Here is an 11429-nt window from a genome sequence, read left to right on the forward strand (position 1 = left end):
CTTCATTCAGTTTTTTCCTGAAATATGCTATGATAAATAAGGATAAAAGAGGGGGGAAAGCTAAATGAAGCGTAAAGTCATTTGTTTTATTGCCATGAGTTTAGATGGTTATATTGCGAATCAACAGGGGAGTTTTGCCTTTTTAGAAGAAACGACAGGGCTTGGGGATAACGGTTATACGGAGTTTATTGCCAATGTAGATACAGTGATTATGGGAAATACAACGTATCAGCAGGTTGCAGAGTTGACTGAGGGAGCTTATCCTTATGCTGGACTGGAAAATTATGTATTAACACGCAATCAGTCCAATACTAAGGATCAAAATGTGACCTTTATTCATGACCAGTCTTTGCAATTTGTGAAAGATTTACAACAGCAACCTGGTAAAGATATCTGGTTAGTTGGTGGGAATCAAGTCATTGAGCTATTTCAACAAGCTGATTTAGTTGATGAATGGATTGTGACTGTTGCCCCTTGGTTATTAGGAAAAGGCATTCCCTTATTTGGAAAAATGAACCAGACAGAGCGCCTTGAATTGTTAAGTATGAAGCAATATGGCGAATTTGTACAACTGCATTATTGTAAAAAATAGCATCAATCAACAAGACCAGCATGAATGCGCTCATGCTGGTTTTGTTGTTTATTCTTTTTAATAAATTCGTTCCTTTCATCACCTGCTTTGAATAGTGTAAAGACAAGTATGATTGGAATTAGTGCTACTAGCATACCAATTAGATGTTTTAAATAAAATTCATTCATGTATGTAGCTCCTTTCATTAATAAAAAAAGTATAAAATGTTTTACAATTTATGTAAAGAGTATTTTACATTTCAGACGGGGAAATCGTAGCACAATAAAAAATCCCTCTAAGAATAAAGGGATTTTTTATTGTAAAGAGAATTATTTAAATTTTTTTTAAGCCTCTTTTTTATAATAACTAATAGCATTACATAGCAAATCATTAAAAATATAAAACAAGGTGTGATTGCTAAAAATAAACGGATTATTTTTACTCACGTTGGGTAAAATCAGCATTTTCTCAACATCTAAGCTGAGTTTTTTTGCTGTTGTAATCATAAAGACCTTGGCCTTTGCCTTCAAGGCACCAGCTAAAACTTGATTTGTAGCAAGACTTTTGCCTGAAACAGAATAAACCAATACAACATCATCCTCATTGAATAAGAAGCTCAAATCATCAGAAAAATAAAGAGAATCCATCATTTGCACATAGACTTCCAAGGTTTGTAAACTATATTTTAGCTGTAGCGCGGGGGGCACAGATTTGCCAGTCCCGATGATTTTAACAGAAGAAGCTTTACAAATCTCTTCTGCCAAATAAAAAACATCCTCATCTTGAATAAAATTTTGTGCAGGGATTTCATCCAATTTTCCTTTATAGGCTTCAATAATATCTGCTACAAGTCCAGTTTGTTTCTGATTTTTTCGATCACTTTGTTGTGTAATATATTTGGAGAACTCGTATTTAAATTCAGTATAACCGCTAAATCCTAATGTTTTACAAAAGCGTGTAATAGAGTTGCGTGAAACATTAATGCTTGCAGCTAAGCTGGAAATATTTTTTTCTAAAATAAAACGTGGAAACTCAAGTAAATTATCAGCAACAATTTTTTCTTGAGGTGTGTATTGATCATAGTGATCTTTAATTAATTGCATTAGATTTATCATAATAGACAGACCTACCTCTCATTATCTCTATTAAATCATATTTTAAACAATTGGTCAATTGCACAATTTTTAAAATTCGAAATGAACCGTTGCACAAAAAGAAACATGGTGCTATACTGTGGGTGACAAATGTAAGCGCAAACATTTCGTTGTGATTGTACTACTTAAATTGAGGTGATGACAATGAAACAAATAAAGACTTTTCCTTCTAATTTTTTGTGGGGAGGAGCGATTTCAGCCAATCAAGCAGAAGGAGCTTGGAATCAATCTGGCAAAGGGCCATCTGTTGCTGATGTCATGATGTGTAAAAATAATCTAGATATTGCAAATTATACAGATGAGACATCTATTGAAGACATACAACATCATTTAAAAAACACCAATGATAAACTTTTTCCAAAACGGATAGGAATTGATTTTTATCATCGATATCAAGAGGATATTCGTTTACTTGCAGAAATGAATATCAATACTTTTAGACTTTCTATTTCATGGGCTCGTTTGTTTCCTAGAGGAGATGAGGAGAAGCCAAATCAAGCTGGACTTGATTTTTATCGTGATATTTTTATGGAATGTCAAAAATATGGAATTGAACCATTGGTGACACTTTCTCATTATGAGATGCCACTTTATTTAGTTGAAGCTTTTGGTGGTTGGCAAGACAGGAAAGTAATGGATTATTTTGTTCATTATTGCCAAGTTGTTTTTGAAGAATTCCACGAATTGGTGCATTATTGGATTCCTTTTAACGAAATTGACAGTGTCTTACGGCATCCATTTGTAAGTGCTGGATTGACAGCCGATGCTAAAGATAAAAGAACAATGTATCAAGCAATGCACTACCAATATGTAGCAAGTGCCAAGGTCGTCGAATTGTGTCATCGCATTGATAAAACAGCTCAAATTGGATGCATGTTAACTGGAATTATGGCTTACCCCTATACTTGTAGACCAGAAGATAATGATAAGGCACAGCAAATGCGTCATTATATGTATTTATCTGGCGATGTCCAAATTAAAGGCCACTATCCTAAAGCGGTTGAAGCAATGCTAAAAGAAACTTTGCAGCTTGATTTTACGGAAGAGGACAAACAGGTATTAGCTACGAATCATTGTGATTTCTTAGCTTTTAGTTACTATATGTCGATTACACAAGGCATTGAAAAAGACCAGCCAACAGCTGCAGGAAATACGATTTCTGGCATTAAAAATCCTTATTTAGAATCGACTGATTGGGGATGGCAAGTAGATCCTTTAGGCTTAAGAATGATTTGTCAGGATTTGTATAATCGTTTTGAAGTACCATTGTTTATTGTAGAAAATGGCCTAGGTGCAAAAGATGTGGTAACAAGTGATGGTCAAATTTTGGATGATTACCGTATTGACTATCATCGGAAGCATTTAAAAGAATTAACTCATGTCATCAATCAAGATCATATTGCAGTAATGGGTTATTTAACTTGGGGAATTATTGATATTGTGAGCTCTTCCTCAGCAGAAATGGAAAAACGCTACGGATTTATTTATGTTGATTTAGATAATCAAGGAACTGGCACGCTGAAACGTATTCCCAAGAAAAGCTTTTATTGGTATCAAGAAGTCATTAATAGTCAAGGAGCTAATTTGTTTGAAGAGGAAGGAGACTCATCAAAATGAATGAAAAAGAACTTGCTAAGAAAATTTTAGAAACAGTTGGTGGCGCTGGAAATGTAGAAAAATCATGGCATTGTGCGACACGCTTGCGCATTGTTCCTTTAGATCAAACGAAGATTGATGAAGAAGCGATTAAAAAAATTGAGGGTGTATTAGGTCTTGTTCAGCAAGGAGAGCAATATCAGGTGATTATTGGGAATCGAGTGAATCGTGTGTATGAGCAATTTCAAGAGCTTGTGGATCAACCGTCAGCCGGGCAAGTCAAAGCACCTACTTCGGCTAAAAAAAGTGAAACACCAAAGCAAAATATTTTCTCTCGTTTACTAGGTGCCTTAGTTGGTAGTATTACGCCTTTAATTCCTGTACTTGTAGCTGGAGGAATGGGGAAATGTCTTGTTCTAATATTAAAAATGGCCAATGTTTTGTCTGACCAATCACAAACCTATCAGATATTATTATTCATCTTTGATTCAGCCTTTTATTTCTTACCAGTGTTTGTCGCTATCTCAGCAGCAAAACAATTTAAAGCCAATATGTATCTAGCGGCCTTGCTAGGTTGTGCTTTAATTCATCCAGTATTTGTAGAAATGATCAAAAGTGGTGGGAAAATTGCTTTGTTTGGAATTCCAGTTATTTCCTTCTCTTATACAAGTACTATCATTCCAGCAATTCTAGCAGTTTGGGTTTTATCCCATGTTGGTCGATTTCTTGATAAGCATCTATGGGTATCGATTCAACGTTTTATGAGCCCTTTACTTAGTATTTTAATAGTTGTTCCTTTGACAATGATTGTGATTGGGCCAGCGATGTCTTATGTCTCACTTGGCTTATCAGAAGTAATCTTCTTCTTAAGTGGAAAGCTTGGCTTTTTGTCGATTGCTATCTTTGCGATGATTTATCCATGGATTGTGACAACAGGGATGCATTCTGCTTTAGCAATTGCAGGATTAGAAGCGATTAATAAAAATGGTTTTGATCCGTTTACACGTGTCTTAACCTTACTGCATAATATCACACAAGCTTCAGCAACCTTAGCGATTGCACTTAAAACAAAAAATAAAGCCTTTAAGGGCACAGCTATTTCTGCCAGCTTAACAGCTTTCTTTGCTGGGATTACCGAGCCTTGTTTATATGGTGCTACATTGAAACTGAAAAAACCAATGTATGCTTGCATGATTGGTGGCTTTGCAGGTGGTTTATATGCAGGGATTGTTGGCATCCATGCGTATGTCTTTATGACACCAGGGATTATTTCATTACCAATGTGGATTAATCCAGCTGAACCAAGTAATTTATCGAATTTATGGCATGCAGTTATTGCAATGGTCATTGCCGGAGTTGTGAGTTTTATTGCAACACTTGTACTCGGTTTTGAAGATATTCCTGAATCTGAGGAAGACAACCAGTTAGAAGCTGTTATGGGATAGCTAATCAGTATCAAACAAAAAGCCCTTCGTTTAAACGAAGGACTTTTTGTGATTAACACTACTTTGGTTGGAAATAATGTTAACAAGGAGTTTCTTTTTCTATTTAGGAAAAAGAAGAAAATGAAAAAAGTTTGTTGTTGGTTACAAGGACTATATTACGTGATAAATATGAAGAAAGTGTGACTAAAGATGAAAGGTTTTGTAAAATAAATAGTAAAGGATGGATGGGTTAAGCTTATCCTGGGTTTTTGAAGAAAGAAGGGAAGTTGAAAATAAAAAAAATAAGGCATATACTAATAGGGTAGAAAAGCCTGATGAGCATGAGTTATTTTACTCAATAAGGGAAAGAAAGAAGGATTCACAAAATGGTATTACATGAAATCATTATTCGTTTAATTCTCGCAGCTTTAGTATCAGGCATCATTGGATTTGACAGAGAATTTAAAAATAGACCAGCAGGTATTAGAACCCATATTTTAGTTTGTTTAGGTGCAACAGTAATTGCAATGGTGCAAACACAAATTTCGATTCATGCATTGGATACAGCAATGGCACACCCTGAGCTATCAGGAGTGCTTCGTTCTGACCAAGCAAGATTAATTGCACAAGTTGTCAGTGGCATTGGTTTTCTAGGTGCTGGAACAATTGTGGTAACCAAGCGTTCTGTCTCTGGCTTAACAACAGCAGCCTCACTATGGGCAGTAGCAGGGTTAGGGATTGCGATTGGAATGGGCTATTATGAAATTGCGATTGCCGGATTTATTGCAATTTTAGTTGTCTTGACGTTTCTCAAAAAAATTATCAATATTCCAACATTGAAAAAATTAGAAGTCAAGTATGTTCATCGTGTGGAAACAAAAGAATTTTTAACACAATACTTTGAAGATAGTCATGTGGAAGTACGAGATGTGAATTTCAGTGTGGATTTACATGCAGATTTTAGAATTTATACCAATATTTATACAGTAGAATTACCCAAAGGCCTGTCTTATACAGATATTATTGAAGATATCTCTAAAAATAAGAATGTAACAAAGATTCGTTTAATAACACTTTAATAAAGGAGCGATTTAATTTGGAAACATTAGTAAACTTTCGAGACATTGGTGGCTATTTAACAGAGGATGGACGCAAAGTCAAAACAAAGAAGATTTTGCGTTCAGGAGAAGTGATTAATTTGTGTGAGCAGGATAAAAATAAATTAGTCCAAGATTATCGCTTAAAAAAAATCATTGATTTTCGAGGGGACAAAGAAGTAACTGAAAAACCAGATGATGTGTTACATAATGTCTATTATGAACAAGTGGATGTGATGAAGCGTTTAAATGAAAAAACAGCAAGTCAAGAAAATTTAAGTCATTCAATGAATCGTGCTCAGGCAGATGAAATGATGATGGAAATTTACTATCATTTGATGACAGAAGAGACTGCTCATGAAGGGTATCGTAAATTAATTCAGCATTTAATTACTGAAAAAGAGGGTTCCTTATTATTCCATTGTTTTGCTGGAAAAGACCGCACAGGTGTAGCAGCAGCGATTGTGTTGAAGCTGTTAGGCGTAAATGATCAAGATATTATCCAAGATTATTTGAAGACAAATGAAGAAAGAAAAGCAGCCAATGCTTTGATGATTGAGGAGGCTCGCCAAAAAGGTGTGGAAGGTGAGGCATTGCTAGCTTTAAATGATGTGATGACAGTTAAACAAGACTATTTAAAACATGCCTATGATACCATGCTTGATAAATTTGGCTCTTTTTCTGCCTATATTCAAAATGGCTTAGGCATCCATCCTCATGAAGTTGAAGCCTTACAAGCGATTTATTTAGAGCCATAATATAGATTCAAATTTTTTACTTTAAGAATGTTGATGGCCAAGTGTAGGATGTTATACCTAACTTTTATATAGAAGCAATCTACATGGTTGGGCTAAAACCTTTGCGTTTTGTCCCAACCATTTTTTATTTATCAATACTTGCCTATTTAGTAAAGATATAACAGGTCCATTGCGCTGTTTGATGAACAGTAAAATGATGAAAGTTTAAGGCTTTTAATTCTTTTTCGAATTGTGTAGGCTGTTTGTGTCTTGGTAAAAAATACTGAATTTTAGCTGTCTCACTTGCAAAAATGACACGTCCATCTTTTTTTAGTACCCGATGGATTTCCTGCAAGCTTTTAGTCAAATTCGGCCAATGAAAATGGGTTTGGAAAGCTGTAATGAGATCAAAGGATTGATTGTCAAAAGCAAGGTCTTGAACATCCATTATTTGATAGTCAATATTCGCTTCTGACTGTAATTTTTGAGCACTTGTAATGGCTTGCTTCGAAATATCAATTCCTGTGACCTGAATCTCTGAGGCTAACGTACTAAGATAACGGCTGGATGCACCATTACCAACCCCAATATCGAGTATCTTATTTCCTTTCTTGATGGAAGAAGTCATGGTTAGACTCCATTTAACAAGTGGCATATAAACTTTATTCCATAAGCGCATCATAAAAATACCGACCCTACCTGATGGCTTTTTTGATTGTTGTAATAGATAATAAAATAAGAGGGTACCAAGTAGTAATAAACTGCCAATCCAAATTAACATATGGTGTAACTCCTTTTAGTGGTTTTGTTTTATTTTATCATAGGTAGGATAAGTTACCATCAGTCTTAAAGCTGAATTTAAATTATGCATTAAAAATACATCATTTGTGCATAAAAACAATTTAAATGAATAAACGGTGTATAAAAATAAAAAATATTCCCTTTTTAATGAATAATCATTGCATATATACTGTTATAGTAGTATGATAGCTATAATTTAAAAAATGAAAGAGGTTATTTGGATGAAAAGAAAAGGACTCATACGTTCGATGCTAGTCAGTCTGATTGTGCTGATGCAGTTACTATTTGTTGCACCTGTCTTTGCTAAAGAAGACACATCATTACAAGACATCAAAGATAAAGGAACACTAATCATTGGCACAAGTGCTGACTATCCCCCTTATGAATTTCATACCATCATTGATGGGAAAGATACAATTGTTGGGATGGATGTCAAAATTGCAGAGCAAATTGCAAAAGATTTAGGCGTGAAGTTAGAATTCAGAGATATGGATTTTGACGGGTTACTTGCCGCATTAGAAACAGGAAAGGTAGATATCATTATGGCAGGGATGAACCCAACGCCAGAGCGACAAAACAGTGTCGATTTTTCAGATATCTATTATACTGGCGGACAATTTCTTTTAGTCCGTAAAGAAGATGAAGGAAAGTATCAAAATCTAGATGATTTAGCCGGTCGAAAAATTGGTGTTCAAAAAAGCACGATGCAAGAAGCCGCAGCAAAAGAACAAATTAAAGAGCCCAATATCCAAGGATTAGCTAAAGTAACAGATTTAGTTTTAGCCTTAACAACCAAGAAAGTTGATGCAGTCGTTTTAGAAGAACCTAGTGCATTAGAATATGCAAAAAGCAATTCAGATGTGTTAGCAGTTGACCCAGGCTTTCAATTAGATGTGGCACAACAGGGCTCAGCGATTGCGGTTAAAAAAGGCTCGCCTTCATTAATTGCAGCCATTAATGATACCTTAGCGACTATTAAAGCAGAAAACAAAATTGCAGACTATTTAAGCGAAGTTGATCAATATACAGAAACACCTGCAGCTGATGGTGAAAAACAAGCAGCTACACCTTTAATTAATTATTGGCAATACTATTTAACCGGAACAGGAAATACCGTTTTAATTGCAGGAGTCAGTGTAATTTTTGGGAGTATCTTAGGCTTTTTCCTTGCTTTGATGCGTCTTTCTCCAAGAAAATTGATTCGTATCCCAGCCTCCGCTTATGTTGAATTTGTTCGTGGCACACCGATGATGATTCAAGTCATGTTCATCTATTTCGGCTTAGGCTATATTGTGAATATTCCAGCGATGATTGCAGGGATTATAGCAGTCTCCCTAAATAGTGGTGCTTATGTTTGTGAAATTGTGCGTTCAGGAATTAACGCGGTGGAACAGGGACAGGTAGAAGCTGCGAGAAGCTTAGGCATGACACAAAAAACAGCGATGCGTTATATTATTTTCCCTCAAGCACTAAAAAATATTTGGCCAGCATTAGGAAATGAATTTATTTCAGTCATTAAGGAAAGTTCAGTCGTTTCCATTATTGGTGTGAGTGATCTCATTTTCCAAACCAGCGTTGTTCGTGGGATTACCTATCAAGCGATTGCGCCAATTGCAGTCACAATGGTCATTTATTTCATCTTAACCTTTAGCTTAACCAAATTACTGAATTTCTATGAAAGGAAGTTAAATCATGCTTAAAACAAAAGAATTAACAAAATCCTTTGGTAAACAAACCGTTTTAAAGGGCATTACTGAAGACATTCAAAAAGGCGAAGTCGTGGTGATTATTGGCCCTTCTGGCTCAGGGAAAAGTACCTTTTTACGCTGTTTGAATTTATTAGAAGAGCCAACTAGTGGTGTGATTACCTTTGAAGGCATTGATATTACCGATTCAAAAACCAATATTAATCAATTGCGTGAAAAAATGGGGATGGTATTCCAAAGTTTTAATCTTTTCCCCCATATGTCAATTATTAAAAACTTAGAAATCGCACCAATTAAAGTCAAAGGGATGAGTGAAGCAGAAGCGAATCAAACCGCATTAAGTCTACTTGAAAAGGTTGGCTTATCAGATAAAGCAGAAGCCTATCCTGGTAACCTTTCTGGAGGACAGCAACAGCGTGTGGCAATTGCAAGAGCACTTGCTATGCAACCAGAAGTAATGCTCTTTGATGAACCAACCTCAGCACTGGATCCTGAAATGGTAGGGGAAGTATTAAAGGTTATGCAAGATTTAGCCGAGTCAGGAATGACAATGGTCGTTGTAACACATGAAATGGGCTTTGCCAAAGAAGTTGCAGATCGTGTTTTATTCATGGCAGATGGTGTGATTGTGGAACAGGGGACACCAGAAGAGATATTTGACCATCCTCAGCATGAAAGAACACAAGATTTTTTAAATAAAATATTATAAAAAGATAGCGATTCAGATACTTTCGTATTGAATCGCTATCTTTTTATTTTTTTTCAGCACGAGCAATCATTTTTTCCAAAGTCTCATTTTGATTACCTAAAAGTGCTTGACCATGTCCACTATAAAAAGCAGTAATAGGCTCTGTTACAAGCTGTTTAAATGACTGAATCGCCAGTTTTTGATCCATTGTGGCATAGGCTGGGAAAGGAAATAACCATCTCTTATCTCCAGCAATCGCAGCACCACCAGCCGTTTGAATTAAATCACCGACAAAAGCATGTTGATTACGGGTATCAATCAGTGAAATCGAACCAAGAGTATGTCCAGGTGTTTCTTTGACAAGCAATGCACCCACTCGGTCATTTTCATTTAGCAGAATATCTGGCTGTAAAGGAAGAGGTGTTAACCCTTTTGTTCCAGCTTGGAGCTGCTTCATTTCAGTTGCTGAAATCATCACTTGAGCCTGAGGAAAAGCTTTTTTAATCAATGCAACATCTCCAATATGATCACTATGCGCATGTGTTAGGATAATATGCTTTAAAGGTAAATTTGTTGACTGAATGGCTTGGATTAATTTAGCTCCCATGCCTTTTTTACTACAATCAATTAAGGTACAAAAAGAATCTTCCAAAATTAAATAAGCATTGATTGGGAAAAATCTAGGCATGGTAATACACATAAGCTGCTGCTTCTGCTTAATGATTTTCATATTGAGTTCCTCCAATGTCGTTGAATATTTTATCGATAAAAGCATCTCCTTGAGCCTTCATGGCTGCTTCGTTTTCAATATAATCCTCAAAATTTTTAGCAAGAGGCACTTGACCTAATAGCTGAAGCATCATTTGATAATGGCGTACTTTTTTTTCTAAATCAGCTTTCTTCTTGGCAAGCAGTTGGTTACTTGATTGATTACATTGTGTTGAAGGTGGACTATTCAGCAATTGAACAATCATTTTTATTTCTTTTAAAGAAAAACCAGCATATTTCATAACGGCAATATACTTTAATGTTGTAAAATCCTGGGCTGTGTATTGACGATAATTATTTTCACTTCTTTTAGGGGATAATAATCCTTCTTTTTCATAATAACGAATGGTATCTACACTCATATAAGTTAGCTTCGCTATTGATTTAATAGTCCAATGGTCGTCTTTCATCACTAATCTCCTTATCTTTGTGACTTTATATTTATCTTAGCATTGGAGGGTACTCCAATGTCAAGGGGAAAATTCTTTTAGCTAGTTTGTCATTTCTTCTATTATATTTAAGTGGGAAATTCTTTTTTCTATACAAAAAATGACTCTGGAAAATAATGATAATAAATGTTTGCTTTATAAAAAAAATTTTTTTGATGATTATTTCTCTTTTTTTCCTATTTTTTTTTTTGTGTTTTAGATTAAATAATAACAGATAGCATATAAAAAAACTTAAAAAATAATGTTGTCATAAAAAAAATAAAATTTTATTATTATTATTAGTTTGTTTTAATTTTGAGAGGTTAAAACAAGTTTCTTTTTTTATTTTGTTTTAGTTAAAAGTAAATGAGGGAGAATCTTTTTATTGCAGTCTTTTGCAGTGATTGACAGCACTATTCAAATCGTTATAATATAATGTGCAAGTAACAACTGTTTTTT

The 11429-nt window shown here is 34.9% G+C and carries 12 protein-coding genes; 7 read left to right on the forward strand and 5 right to left on the reverse strand.

The annotated features are described in order from the left end of the window. Positions 1-64 precede the first annotated feature (64 nt). Positions 65-592, forward strand: coding sequence for a dihydrofolate reductase family protein (locus tag BMW29_RS12655; RefSeq protein ID WP_092653936.1), 528 nt, complete (start codon positions 65-67; stop codon positions 590-592). Between the two features lie 2 nt (positions 593-594). Here BMW29_RS12655 and BMW29_RS14035 read toward each other — a convergent pair whose 3' ends face one another. Continuing rightward, positions 595-759, reverse strand: a complete 165-nt coding sequence (locus BMW29_RS14035) for a hypothetical protein (RefSeq protein ID WP_177165782.1) — start codon at positions 757-759, stop codon at positions 595-597. 156 nt (positions 760-915) lie between these two features. After that, positions 916-1686 carry a MurR/RpiR family transcriptional regulator gene (locus BMW29_RS12660; RefSeq protein ID WP_092653938.1) on the reverse strand — a complete coding sequence of 257 codons (771 nt, stop codon included), beginning with the start codon at positions 1684-1686 and terminating at the stop codon, positions 916-918. 183 nt (positions 1687-1869) lie between these two features. Between BMW29_RS12660 and BMW29_RS12665 the strand changes: the two genes are divergently transcribed. The 4 genes from BMW29_RS12665 (at position 1870) to BMW29_RS12680 (ending at position 6600) form a co-directional block, all read left to right on the forward strand. Next, positions 1870-3342: a glycoside hydrolase family 1 protein gene (locus tag BMW29_RS12665; RefSeq protein WP_092653940.1), complete on the forward strand. Its 1473-nt coding sequence runs from the start codon at positions 1870-1872 to the stop codon at positions 3340-3342. Then, positions 3339-4766 carry a PTS transporter subunit EIIC gene (locus BMW29_RS12670; RefSeq protein ID WP_092653942.1) on the forward strand — a complete coding sequence of 476 codons (1428 nt, stop codon included), beginning with the start codon at positions 3339-3341 and terminating at the stop codon, positions 4764-4766. Before BMW29_RS12665 ends, BMW29_RS12670 begins: the two co-directional genes overlap by 4 nt. Before the next feature lie 356 nt (positions 4767-5122). Continuing rightward, positions 5123-5824 carry an MgtC/SapB family protein gene (locus BMW29_RS12675; RefSeq protein WP_177165785.1) on the forward strand — a complete coding sequence of 234 codons (702 nt, stop codon included), beginning with the start codon at positions 5123-5125 and terminating at the stop codon, positions 5822-5824. Positions 5825-5841: 17 nt separating this feature from the next. Then, positions 5842-6600 carry a tyrosine-protein phosphatase gene (locus tag BMW29_RS12680; RefSeq protein ID WP_177165783.1) on the forward strand — a complete coding sequence of 253 codons (759 nt, stop codon included), beginning with the start codon at positions 5842-5844 and terminating at the stop codon, positions 6598-6600. 142 nt (positions 6601-6742) lie between these two features. Here the strand turns inward: BMW29_RS12680 and BMW29_RS12685 are convergent, their stop codons facing one another. Beyond that, positions 6743-7360 carry a class I SAM-dependent methyltransferase gene (locus BMW29_RS12685; protein WP_092653948.1) on the reverse strand — a complete coding sequence of 206 codons (618 nt, stop codon included), beginning with the start codon at positions 7358-7360 and terminating at the stop codon, positions 6743-6745. A 241-nt stretch (positions 7361-7601) separates the two neighbouring features. On the opposite strand from BMW29_RS12685, the gene BMW29_RS12690 reads away from it, so the two are divergent. After that, complete coding sequence (locus BMW29_RS12690) at positions 7602-9080, forward strand: ABC transporter substrate-binding protein/permease (RefSeq protein WP_092653950.1); 1479 nt, start codon at positions 7602-7604, stop codon at positions 9078-9080. Further along, positions 9073-9795 carry an amino acid ABC transporter ATP-binding protein gene (locus BMW29_RS12695; protein ID WP_092653952.1) on the forward strand — a complete coding sequence of 241 codons (723 nt, stop codon included), beginning with the start codon at positions 9073-9075 and terminating at the stop codon, positions 9793-9795. The genes BMW29_RS12690 and BMW29_RS12695 overlap by 8 nt, the downstream gene beginning before the upstream one ends. A gap of 43 nt (positions 9796-9838) precedes the next feature. Here the strand turns inward: BMW29_RS12695 and BMW29_RS12700 are convergent, their stop codons facing one another. Together BMW29_RS12700 and BMW29_RS12705 are read right to left on the reverse strand one after the other, a co-directional pair. After that, positions 9839-10504, reverse strand: coding sequence for an MBL fold metallo-hydrolase (locus BMW29_RS12700; protein ID WP_177165784.1), 666 nt, complete (start codon positions 10502-10504; stop codon positions 9839-9841). Next, positions 10491-10952 carry a MerR family transcriptional regulator gene (locus BMW29_RS12705; RefSeq protein ID WP_092653956.1) on the reverse strand — a complete coding sequence of 154 codons (462 nt, stop codon included), beginning with the start codon at positions 10950-10952 and terminating at the stop codon, positions 10491-10493. The genes BMW29_RS12700 and BMW29_RS12705 overlap by 14 nt, the downstream gene beginning before the upstream one ends. Positions 10953-11429: the final 477 nt, after the last annotated feature.

Origin of the sequence: Isobaculum melis, assembly GCF_900111355.1 — a bacterium.
Lineage (GTDB): Bacteria > Bacillota > Bacilli > Lactobacillales > Carnobacteriaceae > Isobaculum > Isobaculum melis.

Coding starts and splice junctions, on each gene's coding strand:
- BMW29_RS12655 (WP_092653936.1), top strand. CDS start 65: ATGAAGCGTAAAGTCATTTGTTTTATTGCCATGAGTTTAGATGGTTAT.
- BMW29_RS14035 (WP_177165782.1), bottom strand. CDS start 759: ATGAATGAATTTTATTTAAAACATCTAATTGGTATGCTAGTAGCACTA.
- BMW29_RS12660 (WP_092653938.1), bottom strand. CDS start 1,686: ATGATAAATCTAATGCAATTAATTAAAGATCACTATGATCAATACACA.
- BMW29_RS12665 (WP_092653940.1), top strand. CDS start 1,870: ATGAAACAAATAAAGACTTTTCCTTCTAATTTTTTGTGGGGAGGAGCG.
- BMW29_RS12670 (WP_092653942.1), top strand. CDS start 3,339: ATGAATGAAAAAGAACTTGCTAAGAAAATTTTAGAAACAGTTGGTGGC.
- BMW29_RS12685 (WP_092653948.1), bottom strand. CDS start 7,360: ATGTTAATTTGGATTGGCAGTTTATTACTACTTGGTACCCTCTTATTT.
- BMW29_RS12690 (WP_092653950.1), top strand. CDS start 7,602: ATGAAAAGAAAAGGACTCATACGTTCGATGCTAGTCAGTCTGATTGTG.
- BMW29_RS12695 (WP_092653952.1), top strand. CDS start 9,073: ATGCTTAAAACAAAAGAATTAACAAAATCCTTTGGTAAACAAACCGTT.
- BMW29_RS12700 (WP_177165784.1), bottom strand. CDS start 10,504: ATGAAAATCATTAAGCAGAAGCAGCAGCTTATGTGTATTACCATGCCT.
- BMW29_RS12705 (WP_092653956.1), bottom strand. CDS start 10,952: ATGAAAGACGACCATTGGACTATTAAATCAATAGCGAAGCTAACTTAT.